The 25,017-nt window shown below is 69.4% G+C and carries 13 protein-coding genes and 1 pseudogene; 9 read left to right on the top strand and 5 right to left on the bottom strand.

The annotated features are described in order from the left end of the window. The first annotated feature begins 29 nt into the window (after positions 1-29). Entirely contained in the window at positions 30-1,547 is a 1,518-nt protein-coding gene (locus E5083_RS16725; RefSeq protein ID WP_135786482.1) for a M1 family metallopeptidase, read from the top strand. A 189-nt stretch (positions 1,548-1,736) separates the two neighbouring features. Next, positions 1,737-3,227 carry a GTPase HflX gene (hflX, locus tag E5083_RS16720; protein ID WP_135786481.1) on the top strand — a complete coding sequence of 497 codons (1,491 nt, stop codon included), beginning with the start codon at positions 1,737-1,739 and terminating at the stop codon, positions 3,225-3,227. Between the two features lie 82 nt (positions 3,228-3,309). Here the strand turns inward: hflX and E5083_RS16715 are convergent, their stop codons facing one another. Beyond that, complete coding sequence (locus tag E5083_RS16715; RefSeq protein ID WP_208754063.1) at positions 3,310-4,533, bottom strand: trypsin-like serine peptidase; 1,224 nt, start codon at positions 4,531-4,533, stop codon at positions 3,310-3,312. Between the two features lie 285 nt (positions 4,534-4,818). On the opposite strand from E5083_RS16715, the gene E5083_RS16710 reads away from it, so the two are divergent. The 4 genes from E5083_RS16710 to E5083_RS16695 all read left to right on the top strand — a co-directional run bounded on the left by E5083_RS16710 (position 4,819) and on the right by E5083_RS16695 (position 11,291). Beyond that, positions 4,819-6,228, top strand: coding sequence for a diaminobutyrate--2-oxoglutarate transaminase family protein (locus E5083_RS16710; RefSeq protein ID WP_135786480.1), 1,410 nt, complete (start codon positions 4,819-4,821; stop codon positions 6,226-6,228). Between the two features lie 201 nt (positions 6,229-6,429). Further along, positions 6,430-8,355, top strand: a complete 1,926-nt coding sequence (locus E5083_RS16705) for an IucA/IucC family protein (RefSeq protein ID WP_135786479.1) — start codon at positions 6,430-6,432, stop codon at positions 8,353-8,355. Between the two features lie 21 nt (positions 8,356-8,376). Next, complete coding sequence (locus E5083_RS16700) at positions 8,377-9,153, top strand: GNAT family N-acetyltransferase (RefSeq protein ID WP_135786478.1); 777 nt, start codon at positions 8,377-8,379, stop codon at positions 9,151-9,153. 161 nt (positions 9,154-9,314) lie between these two features. Next, a complete protein-coding gene (locus tag E5083_RS16695; RefSeq protein WP_135786477.1) occupies positions 9,315-11,291 on the top strand; it encodes an ATP-dependent DNA helicase in 1,977 nt (658 codons plus the stop codon). A 133-nt stretch (positions 11,292-11,424) separates the two neighbouring features. Here the strand turns inward: E5083_RS16695 and lexA are convergent, their stop codons facing one another. Then, positions 11,425-12,201, bottom strand: coding sequence for a transcriptional repressor LexA (lexA, locus tag E5083_RS16690; RefSeq protein ID WP_030803240.1), 777 nt, complete (start codon positions 12,199-12,201; stop codon positions 11,425-11,427). A gap of 582 nt (positions 12,202-12,783) precedes the next feature. Between lexA and nrdR the strand changes: the two genes are divergently transcribed. Continuing rightward, positions 12,784-13,344, top strand: a complete 561-nt coding sequence (gene nrdR / locus E5083_RS16685) for a transcriptional regulator NrdR (protein WP_135786476.1) — start codon at positions 12,784-12,786, stop codon at positions 13,342-13,344. 124 nt (positions 13,345-13,468) lie between these two features. Further along, positions 13,469-16,369 (top strand): vitamin B12-dependent ribonucleotide reductase, encoded by a 2,901-nt coding sequence (locus E5083_RS16680; RefSeq protein ID WP_135786475.1) that lies wholly within the window; start codon positions 13,469-13,471, stop codon positions 16,367-16,369. Between the two features lie 646 nt (positions 16,370-17,015). On the opposite strand, the gene E5083_RS16675 is transcribed toward E5083_RS16680, so the two are convergent. Continuing rightward, positions 17,016-22,097: a DUF6531 domain-containing protein gene (locus E5083_RS16675; RefSeq protein ID WP_244317523.1), complete on the bottom strand. Its 5,082-nt coding sequence runs from the start codon at positions 22,095-22,097 to the stop codon at positions 17,016-17,018. Between the two features lie 606 nt (positions 22,098-22,703). On the opposite strand from E5083_RS16675, the gene E5083_RS16670 reads away from it, so the two are divergent. Further along, on the top strand, positions 22,704-23,129 hold the full coding sequence (locus E5083_RS16670; RefSeq protein WP_135786474.1) for a DinB family protein: 426 nt from the start codon (positions 22,704-22,706) through the stop codon (positions 23,127-23,129). Here E5083_RS16670 and E5083_RS32145 read toward each other — a convergent pair. Beyond that, positions 23,094-24,226, bottom strand: a pseudogene (locus tag E5083_RS32145) (IS630 family transposase). The gene E5083_RS16670 and the pseudogene E5083_RS32145 overlap by 36 nt on opposite strands. Before the next feature lie 464 nt (positions 24,227-24,690). Next, positions 24,691-24,948: a hypothetical protein gene (locus E5083_RS16655; protein ID WP_135786472.1), complete on the bottom strand. Its 258-nt coding sequence runs from the start codon at positions 24,946-24,948 to the stop codon at positions 24,691-24,693. Between the last annotated feature and the right edge of the window lie 69 nt (positions 24,949-25,017).

Raw genomic sequence — 25,017 nt, 5'->3', positions numbered from 1 at the left:
CGGCGGCCGGGCGCTGGTAGCGGTGGGGCATGCTGCTCACTCGCCCCACGCGCCCGCACCCCGCACTCCGGTTCCTCCGGCGCCCGAAGGCGGCCCTGCTCGCCTCGGCCGTCACGGTCTGTCTCGTCGCCGCCGGAGCCCCCGCCGAACCGCTGGGCGTCGGCGACCGGATCTTCCCGGAGCTGGGCAACCCCGGCTATGACGTGGCCGCGTACGACCTCGCCTTCACCTACCCCGGCAGCAACGACAGGCCGCTGAAAGCCGTCACCACCATCGACGCCCGGCTCACCAGCTCGCTGAACCGGATCAACCTCGACTTCGCGCACGGCACCGTCGAGTCCGTCGAGGTCGACGGCCGCAGGGCCGCCTTCACCAGCGCCGGTGAGGATCTCGTCGTCACCCCGGACCACGCGCTGCCGCTCGGCAGCGTCACCCGGATCACCGTGCGGCACACCAGCGACCCCCGCCCCGCCGACGATGAGGACGGCGGCTGGGTCCGGACCACCGACGGGCTCGCCATGGCCAACCAGGCCGACGCCGCGCACCTGGTCTTCCCGTGCAACGACCACCCGTCCGACAAGGCGATGTTCACCTTCCACGTCACCGCCCCGAACGGCTACACCGCCGTCGCCAACGGCCTGCCCACCGGCGTGGTCAAGGCGGGCGGCTCGGGTGGCTCCACCACCTGGAACTACCGCTCCCGGCACCCCATGGCCACCGAACTCGCCCAGGTGTCCATCGGCCACTCCGCCGTCATCCGGCGCACGGGCCCGCACGGACTGCCGCTGCGCGACGTGGTGCCCGCCGCCGACAAGAAGGAACTGGAGCCCTGGCTCGCCAAGACGCCGGACCAGATCGGGTGGATGGAGAGCAAGATCGGCCCGTACCCGTTCGAGACCTACGGCGTGCTGATGGCGCAGGCCAGCACGGGGTTCGAGCTGGAGACACAGACCCTGTCGCTGTTCGAGAAGGACATCTTCACCGAGCCTGCCTACCCCAAGTGGTACATCGAGTCGGTCATGGTCCACGAGCTGTCCCACCAGTGGTTCGGCGACAGCGTCAGCCCCCGCACCTGGTCCGACGTCTGGCTGAACGAGGGCCACGCCACCTGGTACGAGGCCCTCTACGCGGAGGAGAAGGCGGACCGCCCCCTTGAGGACCGCATGAAGGCCGCCTACGGAGCTTCCGACCGCTGGCGCGCCGCCGGCGGTCCGCCCGCCAGGCCCAAGCCGCCCGCCCCCGGCCAGAAGATCGGCATCTTCCGCCCCAACATCTACGACGGCGCCGCCCTGGTCCTCTTCGCCCTGCGCCAGGAGATCGGCAGGGACGCCTTCGAGCGTCTTGAGAAGGTGTGGGTCCAGGAGAACCGGGACACCAGCGTCGGCACCGCCGACTTCGTCCGCCTCGCCTCCGCCATCGGCGGCCGCGACCTGACCGGCTTCTTCCGGGACTGGCTGTACGGCGAGAAGACCCCGCCCATGCCCGGCCACCCGGACTGGAAGCAGGTCCCGGCGCCGGCCTCCGCGGGCTCCGCCAAGAAGAGCTGACCCCTGGTGCCCGGGCGATAACCCGATGACGCGGTACTCCGCGCCGTGCGACCATCTTCCGGTCGGCGCGGCGCGGCGCACGGGAATCTCCCGGGACCCGCGCGCGTTGCACCTCATGAACACCGGTCCCTCGCCGACCCCACGGTCGACCGACCGCCGGACCGGTACCTCCCTCGACGTAAGGAACCAATGACCTCCTCTTCTTCCCCTTCACAGGACGCCAAGCGCCTCGCGCACGCCTATCCCGAAGGTCTTCGGGCCGATGCCCTGATGGAAGAGGACGTCGCCTGGAAGCACGACATCGACGGCGAGCGTGACGGCGACCAGTTCGACCGCTCCGAGCGCGCGGCCCTGCGCCGGGTGGCGGGGCTGTCCACCGAGCTGGAGGACGTCACCGAGGTCGAGTACCGCCAGCTCCGCCTGGAGCGGGTCGTACTCGTCGGAGTGTGGACCACCGGCACCGCCCAGGACGCGGACAACTCCCTCGCGGAGCTGGCCGCCCTCGCGGAGACGGCGGGCGCCCTCGTGCTCGACGGCGTGATCCAGCGCCGCGACAAGCCCGACGCGGCCACCTACATCGGCTCCGGCAAGGCCCTGGAGCTGCGCGACGTGGTGATGGAGACCGGCGCGGACACCGTCATCTGCGACGGTGAGCTGAGCCCCGGCCAGCTCATCCAGCTCGAGGACGTCGTCAAGGTCAAGGTCATCGACCGTACGGCCCTGATCCTGGACATCTTCGCCCAGCACGCCAAGTCCCGTGAGGGCAAGGCGCAGGTCGCGCTCGCGCAGATGCAGTACATGCTGCCGCGACTGCGCGGCTGGGGTCAGTCGCTGTCCCGGCAGATGGGTGGCGGCCGCGGTGGCCTGGCCACCCGTGGTCCCGGTGAGACCAAGATCGAGACGGACCGGCGCCGCATCCGCGAGAAGATGGCGAAGATGCGCCGGGAGATCGCGGAGATGAAGACCGGCCGCGAGATCAAGCGCCAGGAGCGCCGCCGCAACAAGGTGCCCTCCGTCGCCATCGCCGGCTACACCAACGCCGGCAAGTCCTCCCTGCTCAACCGCCTCACGGGCGCGGGGGTCCTGGTGGAGAACGCCCTGTTCGCCACCCTGGACCCGACCGTCCGCCGCGCGGAGACCCCGAGCGGCCGGCTGTACACGCTGGCCGACACCGTGGGCTTCGTCCGGCATCTGCCGCACCACCTGGTCGAGGCGTTCCGCTCCACCATGGAGGAGGTCGGCGACTCCGACCTCATCCTGCACGTGGTGGACGGGTCGCACCCGGTCCCGGAGGAGCAGCTCGCCGCCGTGCGTGAGGTGATCCGGGAGGTCGGCGCGACCGACGTGCCCGAGATCGTCGTGATCAACAAGGCGGACGCGGCCGACCCGCTGGTGCTCCAGCGGCTGCTGCGGGTCGAGAAGCGGTCCATCGCCATCTCGGCGCGCACCGGCCAGGGCCTGGAGGAGCTGCTCGCCCTGATCGACGAGGAGCTGCCCCGCCCCTCGGTCGAGGTCGAGGCGCTCGTGCCGTACACGCAGGGCAAGCTGGTCGCCCGCGCGCACACCGAGGGCGAGGTGCTCTCCGAGGAGCACACCGCCGAGGGCACGCTGATCAAGGTCAGGGTGCACGCGGAGCTGGCGGCCGACCTGGCCCCGTACACACCCACCGCGACCGCCTGACCGGCTCTTCCGCCGGAGCACGAAGAGGCCCGCCGTCCCCTCGCGAGAGGGGCGGCGGGCCTTCGTCATGAGTGCGGGGCGGCTACCGGTTCGCGAACTTCGCGCTGACCGAGTCGTACACGCCCTTGGCGACCTCACCGAGCCGGGGACCGGCCAGCCAGCCCGAGGAGGCGGGGCCGATCGAGGTGTTGGAGACCAGCGTGGGCTTGCCGTTCGCGCCCTGCTCCACCCAGCCGCCGCCGGAGGAGCCGCCGGTCATGGTGCAGCCGATGCGGTACATGGTCGGGTCCGCCTCGGCGATCGACAGCCGGCCCGGCTTGTCCTGGCACTGGTACAGCAACTGGCCGTTGTACGGCTCCGCCGCCGGGTAGCCGCTCGCGGTGACCGCGCTGACCTCGGTCGCGGCCGGCGCGGCGAAGTCCACCGGCAGCGCGCCGCCGACCGTCTCCTCCAGCGACTTGCCCCCGTTGCCCTGCTCCGGCGTCACATGGATCACCGCGAAGTCGTACGAGGCACCGTTGCCGCCGGTCTCGCCGCCCCCGTCGATCCACTGCTGCGAGGTCTTGGCCGCGTCGGCCCACCAGACACCGTACGGCGCGACCTGCGCGCGGGAGGCGCCCTCCATCTGAGAGGAGGACAGACTCTGGTTGTTGTACGACGGCACGAAGGCGATGTTGCGGTACCAGCCGCCCTTCTTGCCCGCGTGCACACAGTGGCCGGCCGTCCAGATCAGGTTGGACTTGCCCGGGTGCGCCGGGTCCTCGACCACCGTGGCCGAGCAGACCATCGTGCCCTTGGGGGAGTCGAAGAAGACCTTGCCGGAGGTGGCCGCGTTGGTGTGGTACGGCGGGCGGACCGCCTTGGCCTGCACCGGCTGCGGCTCGGGGTCGGTCACGCCCTGGTCGCCGGAGAGGTCGTTGTCGTCGACCCGCTTGGCCGGGTCGTCGGCGCCCCGCATCCGGTCCTTGTCCCACAGGCCGTTGATGATCGGGTTGATGAAGTCGTTGGCCTCGCGCAGCCAGTCGTCCCGGTCCCAGTTCTTCCAGGCGCCGTTCTTCCACTTGTCCATGTCGATGCCGTGCTGGCGGAGCTTGTCCTGGAGGTCCTGCGGGACGCGGACCTTCCCGTCCGAGCCCCGCGCGGTGGAGGACGAGCTGCCGCCGGCGTTGTCGTCACCGTCTCCGTCGCACGCGGTGGCGGTCAGCGCCAGCGCCGAGGCGAGGGCGACGGCCGCCAGCACGCGGGAGGTCCTGCGGGGCGTACCCCTTCCTCGGCGAGCGGTGGACGACGGCCGTATGGAGTGCATGGTGGTGACTCTCCCTGTGGTGAAGGAACTTGGCGCTTCGGCCCGGTTCCGGCACCCAACTCGCTGCGGACGGGCACCGGTTCCCCGGACTTCCGGGACGGGACCACACACTATGCGTTCGCTGTAGGTGACTTCCGACGGAACCGCAACGGTTACGTCACGGCAAGGATCTTGGAGCAACCCGTAACCACGCGGCCGGTCGGCTGTTGGTAGCCGTGGGGGACCGCTGCCTGCGCCCGCCCCCGTCGAGCAACTCGCCTCTGGACAGCGGGAGGACAGCGAGCCGTGGCCGTGACCGAGTCGGAGGCCGACAGCACCCACCGGGGAACTCCGGCCGTGCACGAGGGGATTCTCAGGCGCCAGTCGGCGCGCGAGTCCGCCGCGCGTACCTATGCCCGGGCCCTGCCCATCGTGCCCGTGCGGGCGCGTGGCCTCACCATCGAGGGCGCGGACGGCCGTCGTTACCTCGACTGTCTCTCCGGCGCCGGGGCGCTGGCCCTCGGCCACAACCACCCCGTGGTGCTGGAGGCCATCCGCAAGGTCCTCGACTCCGGCGCACCTCTCTCCGTGCTGGACCTGGCGACCCCGGTGAAGGACGCCTTCATCACCGAGCTGTTCCGCACCCTGCCGGCCGGGTTCGCCGACCGGGCCCGCGTGCAGTTCTGCGGCCCGGCCGGGACCGACGCCGTCGAGGCCGCCCTCAAACTGGTCCGCGCCGCGACCGGACGCAACGGCATCCTCGCCTTCACCGGCGCCTACCACGGCATGACCGCCGGCGCCCTGGCCGCGTCCGGCGGCGCCCCCGACCTCCAGGTGGGCCGCCTGCCCTATCCGCATGACTACCGCTGCCCCTTCGGTGTCGGCGGCCCGCGCGGTGCCGAACTCGCCGCCCGCTGGACCGAGTCCGTCCTCGACGATCCCAAGTCCGGCGTGCCCCGGCCCGCCGGGATGATCCTCGAACCCGTCCAGGGCGAGGGCGGCGTGATCCCGGCGCCGGACGACTGGCTGCGCCGGATGCGCCGGGTCACCGCCGACCGGTCCATCCCCCTGATCGCGGACGAGGTCCAGACCGGCGTCGGCCGCACCGGCGCCTTCTGGGCCGTCGACCACAGCGGGATCACCCCCGACGTGATGGTCCTGTCCAAGGCCATCGGCGGCAGCCTCCCGCTGGCCGTCGTCGTCTACCGCGAGGAACTCGACGTCTGGCAGCCCGGCGCCCACGCGGGCACCTTCCGCGGCAACCAGCTCGCCATGGCCGCGGGCACCGCCACCCTCACTTACGTCCGCGAGAACGGCCTCGCCGAACGAGCCGCCACCCTCGGCGACCGCATGATGAAGCAACTCCGTCAGCTTCAGGACGAGTTCGCCTGCGTGGGAGACGTGCGGGGACGCGGGCTGATGATCGGGGTCGAGCTGGTCAACCCGGCGGGCGGGTCCGTACCGCAGGCGCGCGGCTCCGAGTCGGACGGCTGGGACTCCGCTGCGGCGCCCCCTCCCGCCGACCCCGAACTCGCTGTCGCCGTCCAGCGTGAGTGCCTCGACCGGGGGCTGATCGTGGAACTCGGCGGCCGCCACAACAGTGTCGTACGGCTCCTGCCGCCGCTGACCATCAGCGACGAGCAGGCGTCGGCCGTACTGGACCGCCTCGCCGACGCGGTCACCGCCGCGAACCGCGACCGCCAGCGCACGGGCTAGCCCCCGCCGGGCCACCCCACCGCCGACGCGCACCATCCAAGCGCGTCGGCGGAGAGCGGCGAACCCACCTCCAGGCATCGCCACCCTGCCGAACCGTTGCGCGTCGGCACCCCCTGCTCTCGTCACCGCCCCACCTCTCATCCGCCGTGTGGAACCCCTCCGCGACCCAACCCGCACCCGCATCACCCCCGAGGAACTGTCATGAACGCCACCCCCGCACCCGACGGCCGTTCCGAGACCCCCGACGACCCGGCGGACCCCGGCAGCACTCCCGTACCGCTCGCCGACGCGGTGCCGCACCAGAAGCGGCGCACACCGGTGGCCGGACGGCCCGGCGAGCCCGACGCCGATCCGCTGGAGGCCCCCGATCCGCACATCGCGGCTCAGTCGGCGGCCGTGGAAAACCTCCTGCGCTGCTGGGTACGCGAGACCGGCCTCCCCGCCCCCGACAACGGCACCCTGCACATCCCGCTCCCGGCCAGCGGCACCGTCCTCCTCACCCCCGTCCGCCACTGGTCCCCGACCGGCTGGCACCGCTTCGGCCCGCCCCGGCTCGCCGGTGCCCCCGAGCACGCCCCCTCGGTCAACGCCGTCACCCTTGCCGCCCTCCTCACCCGCGAGAGCCCCGGCCAGGCGGACTCCGTCGAGCCCCCGGGCACCGCTCCGGCGGACGGCGCCGACCTCGTCGCCCGTGTCGCCGACTCACAACGCCGCACCGCCACCTTCCTGCTCGACCGCCGCGCCCACCCCGAGGACGGCCCCGACCTCTTCCTCAGCGCCGAACAGGCCCTCCTCCTCGGTCACCCCCTGCACCCCACCCCGAAGAGCCGCGAGGAACTCACCGATGCCGAAGCCCGGCAGTACGCGCCGGAACTGCGCGGCTCCTTCCCCCTGCACTGGCTGGCCGTCGCCCCCTCCCTGCTCGCCTCCGACTCGGCCTGGACCGAACGCGGCCGCCCCGTCCCCGCCGGCCAGCTCCTCCGCCGGCTCGCCGGAACCGACCTGCCCCTCCCCGACGGCTACAGCGCCCTTCCGCTGCACCCCTGGCAGGCCCGCGACGTATGCCACCGCCCGGCGGTCGCCGCCCTGCTGGACGCCGGCCTCCTCCGCGACCTCGGCCCCCTCGGCTCGCCCTGGCACCCCACCTCCTCCGTACGGACCGTCCACCGCTCGGGCTCCCCGGCGATGCTCAAGCTGTCGCTCGGCCTGCGCATCACCAACTCCCGCCGGGAGAACCTGCGCAAGGAACTCCACCGGGGCGTCGAGGTGCACCGCCTGCTGCGCGCCGGGCTGGCGAAGGAGTGGCAGGCCGTCCACCCCGGCTTCGACATCGTCCGCGACCCCGCCTGGCTCGCCGTGGACGACCCGGACGGGCTGCCCGTGCCCGGCCTCGACGTGATGATCAGGCACAACCCCTTCGCTCCCACGGACGACGTCGGCTGCGTCGCCGGACTGGTCTCCCCGCGCCCGGACTTCGAGCCGAGTCCGACGGCAGGCCCCAGGGGCCTCCACTCCCGCCTGGCCCAGCTCGTCTCGCGGCTCGCCGCCCGCACCGGCCGTCCGGTGGGCGCGGTCTCCGCCGAGTGGTTCCTGCGCTACCTCGAACAGGTCGTCCGGCCCGTGCTCTGGCTCGACGGCGACGCGGGGATCGCGCTGGAGGCGCACCAGCAGAACACCCTGCTCCGCCTCGACCAGGACGGCTGGCCGTCCGGCGGCCGCTACCGCGACAACCAGGGCTACTACTTCCGCGAGTCCCGCCGTGGCGAACTCGACGCCCGGCTGCCGGGCATCGGAGAGCGCAGCGACACCTTCGTCTCCGACGAGGTCACCGACGAACGCTTCGCCTACTACCTCGCTATCAACAACGTGTTCGGCCTCATCGGCGCCTTCGGCTCGCAGCGCCTGGCCGACGAACACCTCCTCCTCGCCGCGTTCCGCCGCTTCCTCACCGCTGCCGCCTCCGGCCCCGCCGCCCTGCGCAGCTCCCTGCCGGGCAACCTGCTCGACTCACCCGTACTGCGCTGCAAGGCCAACCTGCTGACCCGGCTGCACGGCCTGGACGAACTCGTCGGACCCGTCGACACCCAGTCCGTCTACGTCACCATCGCCAACCCCCTTCATTCCTGATCCCCTTCTCCAGCCGCCCCCATGAGAGGAGCGCACGTGTCCCTCACCGACACCGGCGCCGCCGAAGCCCTTCCCGTCCCGGTCACCCCCGACTGCCCGGGCAGCGCTGACACCGGGGCAAACGCGCTCCTCTGGGACAACGAGGAGACGCTGGACCTGCGCCTGCCCGCCGAATTCACCGCGCCGCGAGCCGCATTGCCCGGCCAGACGGCCTCACCCCGCGAGGCAGACCCGCTGGACGGCATCCGCACCTGGGGCCCAACCCCTACTCCCGTGGGCACTTTTGAGCTGGCCCCGGTCCGCCTCGACCGCGATCTCCCCCTCATCCACGGGTGGATGAACGACCCCGCGGTCGCGGAGTTCTGGGAGCTGGCCGGCCCCCAGGACCGGACCGAGCGCCACCTCCGCGCCCAGCTCGACGGCGACGGACGTAGCGTGCCCTGCCTGGGCATGCTCGACGGCACCGCCATGAGCTACTGGGAGATCTACCGGGCCGACCTCGACCCGCTGGCCCGCCTCTACCGGGCGCGCCCGCACGACACGGGTATCCACCTGCTGATCGGGGACGCCGCGCACCGGGGTCGAGGGCTCGGCTCGGCCCTGGTCACGGCCGTGGCCGAGCTGGTTATGGAACGCCGCCGTGCCTGCACACGCGTCGTCGCGGAACCTGACATGCGCAACACCCCCTCGGTGGCCGCTTTCCGCAAGGCCGGATTCCGGTGCCGGGCGGAGGTCGATCTGCCCGGCAAGCGGGCCGCCCTCATGATCCGGGACCGGGTCCGGCAGGAACCCTCGTAGCACCGCGTGATCGGGTGCTCACCTGTTGTACGTACGGGGATTCCGCCGAGTTCCCGCTTTCGCGGAAAAAAGTTCAGGAGTTCGGAAGTGTGCGCATCCCGCTCCACCCGCCCCGGCGAGCGGGCACGATTGTCAGTGGAGGGCCGTAGGGTGGTCGGGCTATGACGAAGCCCTCACTCCCCGAACTCCTCCACGCCGCCGTCTCCGCCGTCGGCGGCACGGAGCGCCCCGGCCAGGTCACCATGGCCGAAGCGGTCGCCGAGGCGATCGACGACACCTCCCATCTGCTGGTCCAGGCCGGTACCGGCACCGGAAAGTCGCTCGGTTATCTCGTGCCCGCGCTCGCGCACGGGGAGCGGGTCGTCGTCGCCACCGCCACGCTCGCGCTCCAGCGCCAGCTCGTGGAGCGCGACCTGCCGCGCACGGTCGACGCCCTGCACCCGTTGCTGCGGCGCCGGCCGGAGTTCGCCATGCTCAAGGGCCGCTCCAACTATCTGTGTCTGCACCGGCTGCACGAGGGCATGCCGCAGGACGAGGAGGACGGCCTCTTCGACCAGTTCGAGGCGGCCGCGCCCACCAGCAAGCTGGGCCAGGACCTGCTCCGGCTGCGCGACTGGTCCGACGAGACGGAGAACGGCGACCGGGACGATCTCACGCCGGGCGTCTCCGACCGGGCCTGGGCCCAGGTGTCGGTGTCGTCGCGCGAGTGCCTGGGTGCTTCGAAGTGCGCGTACGGGGCCGAGTGCTTCGCGGAGATGGCCCGTGAGCGCGCCAAGCTCGCGGATGTCGTGGTGACCAACCACGCGCTGCTGGCGATCGACGCCATCGAGGGTGCCCCGGTGCTGCCGCAGCACGAGGTGCTGATCGTGGACGAGGCCCACGAACTCGTCTCCCGCGTCACCGGCGCCGCCACCGGCGAACTCACCCCCGGCCAGGTCAACCGGGCGGTCCGCCGCTCGGCCAAGCTCGTCAACGAGAAGGCCGCCGACCAGCTCCAGACCGCCGCCGAGGGCTTCGAGCGGCTGATGGAGCTGGCCCTGCCGGGCCGCCTGGAGGAGATCCCCGAAGACCTCGGCTACGCCCTGGCCGCTCTCCGCGACGCCGCCCGCACGGTGATCACCGCCCTCGGCGCGACACGCGACAAGTCCGTGCAGGACGAGGACGCCGTCCGCAAGCAGGCGGTGGCCTCGGTCGAGACGGTGTACGCCGTCGCCGAGCGGGTGCTGAACGGCTCGGAGTGGGACGTCGTCTGGTACGAGCGCCACGACCGCTTCGGCGCCTCCCTGCGGGTCGCTCCGATGTCGGTGTCCGGGCTGCTCCGGGAGAAGCTCTTCACCGAGCGCAGCGTGATCCTGACCTCGGCGACCCTGAAGCTCGGTGGCGACTTCAACGGCGTCGGCGCCTCGCTGGGCCTGGCTCCGGAGGGGACCGAGGGCGACGACCTGCCGCAGTGGAAGGGCATCGACGTCGGCTCGCCCTTCGACTACCGCAAGCAGGGCATCCTCTACATCGCCAAGCACCTCGCCCGCCCGGCCCGGGACGGTGACCGCGGCGACATGCTGGACGAGCTGACCGAGCTGATCCAGGCCGCCGGCGGCCGCACGCTCGGCCTGTTCTCCTCCATGCGGGCCGCGCAGCTCGCGGCGGAGGAACTGCGGGTGCGTATCCCCGAGTTCCCCATCCTGCTCCAGGGCGAGGAGACGCTCGGCGAGCTGATCAAGAATTTCGCGGCCGACCCCCGCACCTGCCTCTTCGGCACGCTGTCGCTGTGGCAGGGCGTGGATGTGCCGGGACCCAGTTGTCAGCTCGTGGTCATGGACAAGATCCCGTTCCCGCGCCCCGACGATCCGCTGATGAGCGCCCGCCAGAAGGCGGTGGAGGATGCGGGTGGCAACGGCTTCATGGCGGTCGCCGCCACCCACGCCGCGCTGCTCATGGCTCAGGGCGCCGGCCGGCTCGTCCGGGCGTCCGGGGACCGTGGCGTGGTCGCGGTGCTGGACCAGCGGCTGGCGACCGCCCGCTACGGGTCGTACCTGAAGGCGTCGCTGCCCGACTTCTGGACCACGACCGACCGCAATCAGGTGCGCAAGTCGCTCGCGGCGATCGACGCGATGGCCAAGCAGGCCGAGGAAGAGTGAGCCGGAGGCGGGAGTGGCCCGGCGTACCGGCCTGCTCCTGCCGCTGACGGCAATGGCAGGGCCCCGGAACCGGCGCAGGGGTTCCGGGGCCCGGTGCAGGGGGACGAGCCGAGAGGCTTGTCCGGTGCGGGCGTCACACGCGGCGGAGTACCGCGACGACCTTGCCGAGGATGGTGGCGTCGTCGCCGGGGATGGGCTCGTAGGCCGCGTTGTGCGGGAGGAGCCAGACATGGCCGTCCTCGCGCTTGAAGCGCTTGACCGTGGCCTCGCCGTCGAGCATGGCGGCCACGATGTCGCCGTTCTCCGCGACGGGCTGGCGGCGGACCGTGACCCAGTCGCCGTCGCAGATCGCGGCCTCGATCATGGAGTCGCCGACGACCTTGAGGACGAACAGCTCACCGTCGCCGACGAGCTGCCGGGGGAGGGGGAAGACGTCCTCGACGGACTCCTCGGCGAGGATTGGGCCACCGGCCGCGATGCGGCCCACCAGCGGGACGTACGACGCGGCGGGCTTGCCGGCGGTGTCCGTGGGCTGCACGCTGACCGCCTGGTCGGAACCGCGCACCTCGTACGCGCGGGGCCGGTGCGGGTCGCGGCGCAGGAAGCCCTTGCGCTCCAGCGCCATGAGCTGGTGCGCGACCGAGGAGGTGCTGGAGAGGCCGACGGCCTGGCCGATCTCCCGCATGGACGGCGGATAGCCACGACGCTGCACGGAGTCCCGGATGACCTCGATCACCCGGCGCTGCCGGTCGGTGAGCCCCGAGCTGTCCGCGCGGATGCCTGGAGGTCGGCCCGGCAGGGAGCGCTTGTGGCCCTCGGGCGCGGCTTCGTTCATCGCGTGCACCGGCTCCACCCGGCCCTGGGAGCGGTCCTGGGCGGTGATGGCGGCACTGTCTGCGGTCGTGGTCACGTCGGCCCCTCTCGATGGTCTCCCTGCTGCACAACGGTAGTAGCTTTCGAAAGGTTGCGCCAAACACACGTTCGAGTGAAAAAGTCCGATTCACCTGACGCGATCAAGTGTCCGGGTGTATGGCTTACGCGACGTCCAGCGGGCAAAAGTGCCCATTGTTGTACTCTTCACCGCCGGGGCGGATGGCCTCGCGGCCGTCGCCAGTGTGCCATTCGAACGGTGACCGACCGGTGGCCGGGTCCACCCGCGGTGCGATCCCCGCCGTAATTCCCCGAGGGCTCCGCGCGGTGTTCACCGTATCCCCGTGCGCCCGCCCGGCGCTCCGGGGCACTTGTGCGTGTCGCGCCGGCGGGCTCTCGAGCCGCTCTCCGTGCCCCTGTCCACGGCGACACGCGCGTTTCCCGCGAAATCTGGGTCATCCCTACATGTAGTGGTGAGGCGGCTACAGGCCCCCACAAGTTGTGGTTGATCATGGACCCCGGGTCTTCCGGGCCTCCGCGATCGCCTATGCTTGGGGCTGCTTCGTGAGGCCCCTGAGGCCCGGCGAGGCCATCGAGTCTGCTGTGAGGAGGGTTGGAGATCATGCACTGCCCCTTCTGCAGGCACCCCGACAGCCGGGTGGTCGACAGTCGTACGACCGACGACGGCACGTCGATCCGCAGGCGCCGCCAGTGCCCCGACTGCTCCCGTCGTTTCACGACCGTGGAGACGTGTTCGCTCATGGTGGTGAAGCGGTCCGGTGTCACCGAGCCGTTCAGCCGCACCAAGGTGATCAACGGTGTGCGCAAGGCGTGCCAGGGGCGTCCCGTGACCGAGGACGCGCTCGCCCAGCTCGGCCAGCGGGTCGAGGAGGCGGTGCGGGCCACCGGGAGTGCCGAGCTGACCACCCACGACGTGGGGCTGGCCATACTCGGCCCGTTGCAGGAGCTCGACCTCGTCGCCTATCTGCGGTTCGCCTCGGTCTACCGGGCGTTCAACTCGCTGGAGGACTTCGAGGCCGCCATCGCCGAACTGCGCGAAGCGACGCCGGACCCCGCCGCGGACGACGAGGACGTCGAGAACGCGGCCCCGGGGAGCCAGGAAGACCAGAGCGGGACGGGACGGACCACCCAGGTCCCCGTGCCCGCACGCGCCGCCGACTGACCGGCCGGCGCACCGAAGACCTGTCGCGGGTCGTAGCTGAGGGTGCCCGCGACACCAGACAGAACACGTGCCCTGGGAACATCGGGGCATTTCAGGGCGTTTTCGCCCGTACATGGGAGGCGGCATGACAGAGACGGCGAGCGGTCCGGCACGAGGTTCCCGTACCAAGGGCACCAAGGCCGGCAAGGGGCTGCGCATCGAGCGCGTCCACACCACCCCCGGCGTGCACCCGTACGACGAGGTGGCGTGGGAGCCCCGTGACGTCGTCATGACCAACTGGCGCGACGGCTCGATCAACTTCGAGCAGCGTGGCGTCGAGTTCCCCGACTTCTGGTCGGTGAACGCGGTCAACATCGTCACCAGCAAGTACTTCCGGGGCGCCGTGGGCACCCCGCAGCGGGAGACCGGGCTCAAGCAGCTCATCGACCGCATCGTGAAGACGTACCGCAAGGCCGGCGAGGACCACTCCTACTTCGCCTCGCCCGCCGATGCCGAGATCTTCGAGCACGAGCTGGCCTACGCCCTGCTGCACCAGATCTTCAGCTTCAACAGCCCGGTCTGGTTCAACGTGGGCACGCCGCAGCCCCAGCAGGTCTCCGCCTGCTTCATCCTGTCCGTCGACGACTCCATGGAGTCGATCCTCGACTGGTACAAGGAAGAGGGCATGATCTTCAAGGGCGGTTCGGGCGCCGGTCTGAACCTGTCCCGCATCCGCTCCTCCAAGGAGCTGCTCTCCTCCGGCGGCAACGCCTCCGGTCCCGTCTCCTTCATGCGGGGCGCCGACGCCTCCGCCGGAACCATCAAGTCCGGTGGCGCCACCCGCCGCGCGGCCAAGATGGTCGTCCTCGACGTCGACCACCCCGACATCGAGGACTTCATCCAGACGAAGGTCAGCGAGGAGGAGAAGATCCGCGTCCTGCGCGACGCGGGCTTCGACATGGACCTGGGCGGCGACGACATCGCGTCCGTCCAGTACCAGAACGCCAACAACTCGGTCCGCGTGAACGACGAGTTCATGCGCGCGGTCGAGAACGGCACCGACTTCGGCCTGCGGGCCCGGATGACCGGTGAGGTCATCGAGGAGGTCGACGCCAAGGCGCTCTTCCGCAAGATCGCCGAGGCGGCCTGGGCCTGTGCCGACCCGGGCATCCAGTACGACGACATGATCAACAACTGGCACACCTGCCCCGAGTCCGGCCGGATCACCGCGTCGAACCCGTGCAGCGAGTACATGCACCTGGACAACACGTCCTGCAACCTCGCCTCGCTGAACCTGATGAAGTTCCTGAAGGACGACGGCAAGGGCAACCAGTCCTTCGAGACCGAGCGCTTCCAGAAGGTCGTCGAGCTGGTCATCACCGCGATGGACATCTCGATCTGCTTCGCGGACTTCCCGACCCAGAAGATCGGCGAGAACACCCGCGCCTTCCGCCAGCTCGGCATCGGCTACGCCAACCTCGGCGCCCTGCTGATGGCGACCGGCCACGCGTACGACTCCGACGGCGGCCGCGCCCTCGCCGGTGCCATCACCTCCCTGATGACCGGCACGGCCTACCGCCGCTCCGCCGAACTGGCCGCGGTCGTCGGCCCGTACGACGGTTACGCCCGCAACGCCGACGCCCACAAGCGCGTCATGAAGCAGCACGCCGACGCCAACGCCGTGGCCGTCCACATGGACGACCTGGACAACCCGGTGTGGGCCGCCGCCACCGAGGCGTGGCAGGACGTGGTGCGCCTGGGCGAGAAGAACGGTTTCCGTAACTCGCAGGCGTCCGTGCTCGCCCCGACCGGCACCATCGGTCTGGCGATGTCCTGCGACACCACCGGTGTCGAGCCGGACCTCGCGCTGGTCAAGTTCAAGAAGCTCGTCGGCGGCGGTTCGATGCAGATCGTCAACGGCACCGTGCCGCAGGCCCTGCGCCGCCTGGGCTACCAGGAGGAGCAGATCGAGGCGGTCGTCGCCCACATCGCCGAGAACGGCAATGTGATCGACGCCCCCGGTCTCAAGCCCGAGCACTACGAGGTGTTCGACTGCGCCATGGGCGAGCGGGCCATCTCCCCGATGGGCCACGTCCGCATGATGGCCGCGATCCAGCCCTGGATCTCCGGCGCCATCTCCAAGACGGTCAACATGCCGGAGACGGCGACCGTCGAGGAGGTCGAGGAGATCTACTTCGAGGCGTGGAAGCTGGGCGTCAAGGCGCTCGCCATCTACCGCGACAACTGCAAGGTCGGCCAGCCGCTCTCCGCCAAGAAGAAGGAGGAGGAGAAGGCCGAGGTCACCGAGAAGGCCGAGGCGACCATCCGCGAGGCCGTGGAGAAGGTCGTCGAGTACCGCCCGGTCCGCAAGCGCCTGCCCAAGGGCCGTCCCGGCATCACCACGTCCTTCACGGTCGGCGGCGCCGAGGGCTACATGACCGCCAACTCCTACCCGGACGACGGTCTCGGCGAGGTCTTCCTGAAGATGTCCAAGCAGGGCTCGACGCTCGCGGGCATGATGGACGCCTTCTCCATCGCCGTGTCGGTGGGCCTCCAGTACGGCGTGCCGCTGGAGACCTACGTCTCGAAGTTCACCAACATGCGCTTCGAGCCGGCCGGTATGACCGACGACCCGGACGTGCGGATGGCGCAGTCGATCGTCGACTACATCTTCCGCCGCCTGGCGCTGGACTTCCTGCCCTTCGAGACCCGCTCCGCGCTCGGCATCCACTCCGCCGAGGAGCGTCAGCGTCACCTGGAGACCGGTTCGTACGAGCCGTCCATCGAGGAGGACGAGGTCGACGTCGAGGGTCTGGCCCAGTCCGCCCCGCGGCACACCGAGCTGACGGCCGTGGCCACGCCGAACGCCGAGTCGGAGGCCGCCAAGCCGGCCCCCAAGCAGGCTCACACCAGCGCCGAGCTGGTCGAGATGCAGCTCGGCATCCAGGCCGACGCCCCGCTCTGCTTCTCCTGCGGCACCAAGATGCAGCGCGCCGGCTCCTGCTACATCTGCGAGGGCTGCGGCTCGACCAGCGGTTGCAGCTAATCCACGGCTGAGCCCGTGACACGGGCCCGGTGAAGGGGCGTCGGCCATGCGGTCGGCGCCCCTTTCGTCGTCAGGTGTGCACGGGGTGGCCGATGGCGCGGACAGCGGTCAAGCGGTATTGCAGTGGACCGTACGCGGCCGCTGCCAGGTCTATGACTCCATCGACCATCACTCCCTGAGAGCCGGGAGGGTCGACTTCACTCCGTGTCAGCCACCCGACCGTTGACACAGCCTTCACATCTGGCCCCCTTCCCGACCTCGCTCTGAAGTCCTCAGCATGCCCAGGAAGCGTCAGGCGCGACATCCGGGCGTGGGCACCTCTACCTGCGCCAGGCAGGTGCATCGCTCCCACGCCACCGGCTTCCTATTGGCAAGATTCTGCTGAAGGGGCCCACGGGCGGTGGCCTGTGCCAACAGTGCCGATATAGTCACCTCGCCCCGGCCATCGAGCGCAAATATTGCGGGAGGAATACATGGTTGGGCCCTCGGTTGAGAGTCGAGGGACCCAACCAATCTCCCGCGAGGCAGACCGTTCTAACCCGCCTACGGCGGAAGTGTTTTTATGAGCCGCGTGGTACCCGAATGTTTCTACGGTTTCGGCGGCTCAACTCTGTTGCGGTAACTGTACACTTGGTTTTTTCGGCGGCTATTCAAGCGGCCACAGCTTACGGCCGTCTACAGTGATGCTGCCAGTGATCCGTCCAGCCTGGACAGCTGCGCCGTAGACATCACCGACTAGAGAATTCGCTCCAGGAGGACCAACTTCACCGATGATGTTGTGGGAGCCAATCTGGACTACATTTTGTACATTCCCAATTATGGTCCCACCTTCCGTGATTACCGCTGTTCCATGCACGTTCCCCTCAAGGGTTCCGCCTCGGACGACGACATCACCGTGCACGTCCCCGGTGCGAATCTCATGGGGGCCGACGATTTGGACCGTTCTGACGCCTGCGGTGAACCGTCGCTTTCCGATCGAGGGCGCCGCTTCCTCCGGGTTTACTGCGGCTCGTCGCCACCCAGTCAGCCCGCCGACCCCGGTGACGGCGATCTGTTGGGTGAGTTCCTCCGCCGCGTCCGCGTACAGGTCGGCCAAGGCGTCGCAGCCCTGGTCGCGGAGCATGCTCTCGGCGCGGTAGAGGCGGTAGGCGGGGCGGATGGGGAGGTACTTGTCGACGAAGCCGCCGGCGCCGCCGTTCTCGCCGGTGAAGGCGTCGTGGACGTCGCCCATGAACACGAAGGGCGACTTGAAGACGTCGACGAAGGCGTTGCCGAAGATGCCGAGGACCTGGCCGAGGCTGTGGACGTGCTCGTCGTTCGGGTCGGCGGGTGTCAGACCGCTGGGGTCTGTCAGCAGGCTGGGTGTGTTGTCGGCGTAGGCGTACGGCGAGACGTAGGGCGTCGCCTGGTCGCGGGTGGCCGGGTCCGGTCGGGTGAAGCGGCCGGTGCCGGTGTTGTACTGGCGGGCGTGGAGGTCGAGGTTGCCGGTGGTGATCTCGTAGCGGGCGCCCGTGTAGGACGGGGTGCTCGCGGGGGCGCCGCTGGTGGCGGTGGCCAGGACGCGGGTGCCGAAGGAGTCGTAGGACCAGCGCTGGTACAGGGTGCCGGTGTTGCCGGTGACGTCGACCGGGGAACCCTGGGTGTCGTGGTGGTAGTAGAAGAGTGACCCGGCGCCGGTCGCGGTGGCGGTGGGCTGGCCGAGCGGGTCGTAGCGGTAGGACTGCTTCAGGGCCCAGGCGCTGTCGTACTCGCTGGCCAGGATGGGCAGGGGGGCGTTCGGGTCCCACTGGGTGCGGTTGGTGACTGCGCCGTCCTTGCTGGCGGTGACCTGGTTGCCCTCGGCGTCGTGGTCGTAGGTGTAGGCAGCCCCTGCCACGGTGGCGGCGGAGATCTGGCCGGCGAGGTCGTAGGTGAAGGTGTCGTTGCCCGCCTTGTTCTGGTTGCCTTCGTCGTCGTAGTCGTATGCGGTGATCGCGGAGCCGGTGGTGCTCGAGGTGAGCTGGTCGGCCGCGTCGTATGCGTAGCTGGTCGAGGTGGTGCCCAGGGTGGAGGTCAGGCGGTTGCCGACCTTGTCGTAGGTGTAGGACGTGGCGCGGGTCGTGGGGCAGCCGGTGACCCAAGGCTGGGGTGCGCAGCCCGTGGTGAGACGGCCGGCCGTGTCGTAGGTGAGGTCGTAGCCGCCGCTTCCGATGCCGGCCCTGGTGACGTCTATGTGGGAGGGCAGGCCCGCGGCCGAGAGGGTGAGCGCGGTCTTGGTGACCGTGGTGCCGGCCTTGGCCGAGGTGACGGCGGTGAGACGGCCCGCGCGGTCGTAGGTGCGGTCCTCGGTCTCGGTGTTGGGCAGTGCGGACTTGGTGAGATTGTCGGCCGCATCCCAGGTGTAGGTGGTGGTCTTGCCGTCGGCCGCCATGGTGGCGATACGGCCGTCGTTGTCGTGCGTGTAGGTGATCGTGTTGCCGTCGGAGTACTTGCGGGTGAGCATCTGCCCGGCGGCGTCGTAGGTGTAGGTGAAGCCGCGGGTCTTGGTGAGGTTGCCGACCGCGTCGTAGACGAAGTCCTCGGACATCTTGGAGTTGGCGCGGGTGGTCATCTGTCCGGCTGCGTCGTAGCCGTACGTCACGTCCGGGGTGGAGTCGGAGTAGTCGACCTTGGTGAGCAGGCCGCGGGGATCGTAGGTGTAGCCGGTGTTCCCGCGCGGGGTGGTCTTCTTGGTGAGGTTGTTCTCGGCGTCGTAGTCATAGGCCGTCTCACGCTTCAGCGGATCGCTGACGGAGGTGAGGCGGTGGGCCGTGTCGTAGCCGTAGGTCGTGACGTGGTCGTTGGCGTCGGTGCGGGTGGTGACGTTGCCGGTGCTGTCACGGGTGAAGGCGGTCTTCGCGCCGCCGGGGGCGGTGACCTCGGTGAGGTGGTCGAGCTTGTCGTAGCCGTAGTCGGTGGCGCGTTTGTCGGCGTCGGTCTGCTTGACGACGTTGTTCACCGCGTCGTAGGCGGTGGTCGTCACACCCCCGAGCGGGTCGGTGACCGTGGTGGGGTTGCCGGCCGGGTCGTAGCCGTAGGTGGTCGTGTACTGGGCCGGGTCGGCGCCGGTGACGTTGCCGCGGGGGTCGACCGAAGTGGCCTGCCGTCCGTCCGCGTCGTAGGTCCAGCTTGCCTTGCCGCCGAGTGGGGAGGTGCGGCTGAGCAGGTTGCCGTCGGCGTCGTAGGCGTACGCGGTGGTCTTGGTGAGCTGGTTGGTGCTGCTGGTGAGCCGGTTGTTCTTGTCGTAGACGGAGGTGACCGTCTTGGACGCGGCATCCGTGACCTTGGTGACGTTGTCGTTCGCGTCGTACGTGTAGCTCGTGGTGCTCTTGCGCGGGTCGGTGACCACGAGCGGCCGGTTGATCGCGTCGTAGGTCGTGGTCGTGGACGCCCCCGTGGGTCCGGTGACTGCGGTGCGGTTTCCGGCGGCGTCGTAGGTGTAACTCGTGGTGTACGCGGCCGGGTCGGCGCCGGAGACGTTTCCGCGCGGGGAGACGCTGCTCAGGAGGCGGCCGGCCTTGTCGTAGGTGTACGTGGTCTTGCCGCCGGCCTGGTTGGTCTCGGAGGTGAGGCGTCCGCCGGCGTCGTAGACGCGGCTGAGGGAGGCGTTGGAGGGGTCGGTGGCGCGGGTCAGGTTGCCGGCGTCGTCGTAGGCGAACGTGCTGTTGTCGCCCGCCGGGTTCCGTACGGAGGTCACCTGCTCGGCGCCGTTGTACTCGTAGGCCGTGGTGTGGCCCAGCGGGTCGGTGGCCGAAGTGAGCAGCCCGCGGCCGTCGTAGGCGTACGTCGTGGTGTAGGCGGCCGGGTCGGCCCCGGAGACGTTGCCGCGTGGGTCTGTCTTGGTAAGGACGCGGCCGGCTTTGTCGTACGTGAAGGTCGTCTTCTCGTTCAGCGGGGTGGTGACCGAGGTCCGGTTGCCCGCCGCGTCGTACCCGTAGGTGGTGGTCTTGCCGCGCGGGGTGGTCACGGTCTGCAGGGAGCCGAGGCCGGTGTAGGTGTAGGCGGTCTTGCCGTTCAACGGGTCTGTGGTGGACGTCAGTTGGTTCGAGGAGTTGTACGTGTACGTCGTCTTGTTGCCGCGGCCGTCGGTGTGGCTGGTGATGTTGCCGGCCGAGTCGTAGGTCCAGCTCTCCGAGTAGCCCAGCGCCGACGGCGCGCTGCGGGTGAGCATCCGCCCCGCGCTGTCGTAGGTCATGGAAGTGGTGTTGCCGCGCTGGTCGGTGATCGCGACGGGGTGCAGGTAGCGGTCGTAGTCGTAGCTGACGCTCTTGCCGTATGGGTCGATCGTCTCCATCAGGACGTTGCCGGCGTAGACGTCCGTCCATACGCCCCCGTCGGGCGCCGTGGTGTGCGACTCGCTCTTGCCGTCCCAGGTGAACGCGGTCGTCTTGCCGTTCTGGTCGGTCTGGGACTTGATCCGGCCCGAGGCGTCGTAGGAGTTGGCGACCTTGCCGCCCGCCGGGTCGGTGTAGGAGGACAGTCGCTTGTCGGTGCCGTACGCGTACGAGGATGTCCTGCCCGCCGGGTCGGTCACGGAGGTCAGCAGGCCGGCTGTGTAGGTGTAGGACACCGAAGTGTTGTCGGGCAGGGCCACCTTGGAGAGCAGCCCGTCAGCGCCCACCGTGAAGGAGGTGGTACGGCCGGCGGCATCCTTGACGGACGCGAGCTTTCCGGAGGTGTAGGTCAGGCTCAGGCCCTTGCCGGCGGTGTCGACCACAGCGGTGAGCAGCCCGGCGCTGTCGAAGGTCCGCTTAATGTGATCCGGCGTGGTGATCGTGTAGGTGCTGGTGCCCTTGACCAGCTTGGCCGCAGACCCCGCTGGGGCTGTGTAGGTGCCATCACTGGCCTGCGTGAACACGAACGACGCACCGTCGTCCGACCGGTACGTCACCTTGCCCGTCGCGACCGCCAGACTCGTGTCGAACGGGGTGGACCAGCCGCGCCCGAGGAGGCCGGTGACGGTCGAGTCTGACCGGTAGGTGCGCTCCAGAGTGAGTGGGACACCGGCGCTCACCAGGGAGGCGTCGGTGAGCTGTTCGTAGAACATGCCGGTCGCCGTGTTGACCGGGTCGGCGCGGTGGGCCTGTGCGTAGCAGGTGCAGATGCCGGCCTGAGCGCCGGGGATGACCGGGGTGTAGAAGGCTTCCACCAGCGGGGAGGTCGTTCCCTGCGGGCTGGATGATCCGTCAGAGCTGTTCAGGAAGATCCACGCGTAGTACTTCTTGCCGTCCTGGAGAGAGCCGCCCAGAGCGTTGCTGGCCCACCAGAAGCACTCGTCGGTGGGGTAGGAGTTGCTCGACCACCAGTCGTAGCACCACACCCCGGTAGGCGATGTGTCGCCGCTGGGATCGTCCGTCGACTTCTTGATCTCCTGCTGGATGACGAAGTTGCCCGCCTCGTCCAGAACGTAGAACCACATCCCGCTGTAGGTCGACCCACGCTTGGGCAGCTTCACATGCCCGCCGATGGACAGCAGACCCGGAGAGGCTGTTGCCCAGGACGACACCCAGGTCGGGTTCTCCGGCGCGGCAGCTACGCCGGGACGAACGGCATTCGGCGACTGAGCGGCGGGACCGCGCGTGGCGCCGTGGCCGTTCGGCCGCGCCGGCTTGCTGGTCGGCTTCCGTCCCGGCTTCTTCATGTAGTCGCTGATGGGAGACAGGCCGAGCCGGTTCTTGGTGACCTGCTTCCGGCGCTCGGCCAGCGTCATGGACTTGGGCGGCTTGGGCAGGTCTGCTGCGGTGGGGGTCCTGGGCTGAGTAATGACCGTCGAGGCCTCGTAAGGCGAGCGCCCCTGAGACGATGCCCACGCTGGGGCGGCGACCCCAGTAATCGTTAGGAGCGTCGATGTCAGGAGGGCTGTGACAAGTCTTCGCGCGTGGGTGCGCACGATGCATCACCTACCTGGCTAAGGGTGTAAGAGGACGAAGTTAAGTTGATCCACAGAACATTCGAACTAACGTGTCACGAGCGATAAGGCCGAATTACGACGGCAGCTCCGTAAGACATTGACTGCATGCCGCAGGCTACGTGGCCGACCGGCTGTGAGCTTCGTTCACTTTGGCGTGATCACGACCGTACAGACAGGGGATCTCGCTCAGCCGGTATATCGGCCGCTGAAGACCGGAACACGCCACGGGCGATGCGGGCGCACAGCCTCCGGATGTCCCTCACGTCAAGAGGTAGAGGAGGTTGACGACCAGTTGGCCCTGAGCCGACCGCGTAGAGGCCGCCCTCGGTGGGAGCGTGGCGGCCCCTCCGGCGTGTACTGCACACGAATCGACCACTTGGTTCGGACACTGGCGATAATCAACCGATGAGTGCCATCGATCGCCCTATGCCGCCCCTGAACGCCGACGAGCCCACGACGCTGGAAAGCTCGCTGGACTTTCACCGCACCACACTGGCCATGAAGTGCGAGGGGCTGGACGATGAGCAGGCCGCCGAGGCGTCCGTGCCGCCGTCCGACTTCACTCTGACCGGCCTGGTCCAGCACATGGCGGAGATGGAGCGCAATTGGTTCCGCCGCGTGTTCGCCGGAGAACAGGCTCCGCCCATCTACGACCCGCAGGCCGACCCGGATGCCCCCCACGGTGGGTTCGATGTGGCTGAGGGCGCCAACCTGAGCGACGCCCTCGCCACCTGGCGCGCGGAGATCGCCCGCGCCCGTGGGAACTGCGCCGAGCATGCGGCGTGTAGCGCCGGATCAGGCAGTGTTGGCCCTGTCGACGACGGCGCGTAGGCGCTGGTCGTCGGCATGGCGGTTTCGCCAGGCGATGTAGCGCCGGATCATGCTGCCCTGCTCCTCGTGGCTGGCGTGGTCGGTGCCTCGAGGGTGAAGTAGCGCAGGGCGGTGAACTGGGCTTCTATGCGGTTGAGCCAGGAGCTGTTGGTCAGGGTGTAAGCGATCTCGACGTTGTTCGCCGCGACCCAGGCACCGACCCGCTGGCATCTCTTCGTGGTCAGGTGCGGGGAGAAGTTGTCGCAGACGATCGCGATGCGGACCTGCGGCGGGTAGAGGGTGCGCAGGCAGCGGCAGAACTCGAGGAACTGCCTCCGCCTCTTGAGCGGCTCAATGTGACCGTAGAGCTTGTCCTTGGCCAGGTCCAGGGCGGCGAACAGGCGTCGTACTCCGCCGTAGCGGTTGTAGGTCGCCCGGCGCCGTCGGCGAGGTTCACGGTCGGGGTCCTTGTGCTTGCCGGCTCGCTCGGCCCAATGCCGCCCCGGATGTGGCATCACGTTGAGAGGCCCGAACTCATCCATCCAGAAGATGGGTTCGGGTTCACCCTTGTCGGGCATGACCTAGGCGTCGGCGATCGCGTAGAGGTGCTCGATGCGGGCCTTCTTCGCCGCATAGTCAGGGTCCTTGGAGGTCTTCCAGGTCTTCAGGCGTTGAAAGGAGACGCCCTCCTCGCGGAGCAGGATGCGCAGGCCCCCGTGGCTGATGTCATCGACCATCCCCTCGGCGACCAGGAAGTCCGCCAGCTTGGTCAGACTCCACGTCGCAAATGGCAGGTCGTGCTCGGTCGGCTTGGACTTCGCGATCTTCTTGATCTCGCGCCGCTCAGGCAGGGTGAAGGTCTTGGGCCGACCGCCCTTGCGCTTCGGATACAGGGAGTCGAAACTGCCGGCGTTGAAATTGTGGATCACATCCCGGACCCGGTCCGCGTTCGTGAATGTCACCTCGGCAATCTTCGCCACGGGCATACCCTGCGGGGACAGCAGCACCATCTGGGCGCGCCGCCAGGTCACCACCGACCTCGTGCCCCTGCGGATGATCCGCAACAGGCGCTGCCCCTCGTCGTCATCGATCTCGCGGACACGTACTCGTTCTGCCACCCGGACAGCCTGGCGACACCGCGCCGTCCGAACCAGCATCCGAACGGCGCGTCACGTCACTACGGAGCAAAGGTTGTCTGATGCGGCACTAGGCGTAGGTCGGCACGTCGGCGGACTCTATTCGGCTGCAACCGGTGCGACTGGGAAGGTCGAGCTGCGGCTGCCGACGCGCGCTAGCGTACGGGCAACTCTGAGAGGGCCTCGCCGCCCGCTGCCCCGATCTCTAGCGTGGCCGTCGCTACCTCGGCGTCGGTGGGACCGGAGGCTGCGCCGGGCTGCCACGCAACGACGGCGACGAGCGGCCCTACTTGGTCCACCCTGTTGTCTCGGTGCCCAAGCTGGAGGCGTGCTACCGCTACCGTGATGATGACGTGATGCACCGCCAGGTGAGTAACACTGCTACGTACATCAACATGAGTGATGTCGCGCAGGTAACGTACTCAACGTCTGGCCAAACGAAGCGCTCAAGGCTTTAAGAATGGCACCACCAGCAAGTTTCCGCCGTCGAAGTCACGATCGAGCGCGACTCGAAACGCCTCCAACCCGCCTGAAAGATCTCGGCCATCGCACGCCGCGAACCGGGCAGTTCTGCTCATCAGCGGCGTGTCGATGGGCCAGCGCGGCAGCGATCGATGGCACCGGTCTGGTGAACCATCGCACACTGGTAGGCAGCCGCTCACACCCAGCGCATTACTCTCGCCGACGACCTCGACCTTGCGCACGTGGTCGACCTACTCGACATGCTAAGGGAGCCTGCGGTGGCCCCCATCTGGGCCGAAGGAGACCACCGC

It is taken from the genome of Streptomyces bauhiniae (assembly GCF_004784475.1).
Taxonomy (GTDB): Bacteria; Actinomycetota; Actinomycetes; order Streptomycetales; family Streptomycetaceae; genus Streptomyces; species Streptomyces seoulensis.
The sequence above is the reverse complement of the archived record's forward strand: the minus strand, read 5'-3'. Positions and strand labels throughout refer to the sequence as shown.

Bases quoted from the DNA above. Each gene is read 5' to 3' on its own strand.
- hflX (WP_135786481.1), top strand. From the start codon at position 1,737: ATGACCTCCTCTTCTTCCCCTTCACAGGACGCCAAGCGCCTCGCGCAC.
- E5083_RS16715 (WP_208754063.1), bottom strand. From the start codon at position 4,533: ATGCACTCCATACGGCCGTCGTCCACCGCTCGCCGAGGAAGGGGTACG.
- E5083_RS16705 (WP_135786479.1), top strand. From the start codon at position 6,430: ATGAACGCCACCCCCGCACCCGACGGCCGTTCCGAGACCCCCGACGAC.
- nrdR (WP_135786476.1), top strand. From the start codon at position 12,784: ATGCACTGCCCCTTCTGCAGGCACCCCGACAGCCGGGTGGTCGACAGT.
- E5083_RS16695 (WP_135786477.1), top strand. From the start codon at position 9,315: ATGACGAAGCCCTCACTCCCCGAACTCCTCCACGCCGCCGTCTCCGCC.
- E5083_RS16670 (WP_135786474.1), top strand. From the start codon at position 22,704: ATGAGTGCCATCGATCGCCCTATGCCGCCCCTGAACGCCGACGAGCCC.
- E5083_RS16680 (WP_135786475.1), top strand. From the start codon at position 13,469: ATGACAGAGACGGCGAGCGGTCCGGCACGAGGTTCCCGTACCAAGGGC.
- E5083_RS16700 (WP_135786478.1), top strand. From the start codon at position 8,377: ATGAGAGGAGCGCACGTGTCCCTCACCGACACCGGCGCCGCCGAAGCC.
- E5083_RS16675 (WP_244317523.1), bottom strand. From the start codon at position 22,097: ATGACGCTGGCCGAGCGCCGGAAGCAGGTCACCAAGAACCGGCTCGGC.
- E5083_RS16725 (WP_135786482.1), top strand. From the start codon at position 30: ATGCTGCTCACTCGCCCCACGCGCCCGCACCCCGCACTCCGGTTCCTC.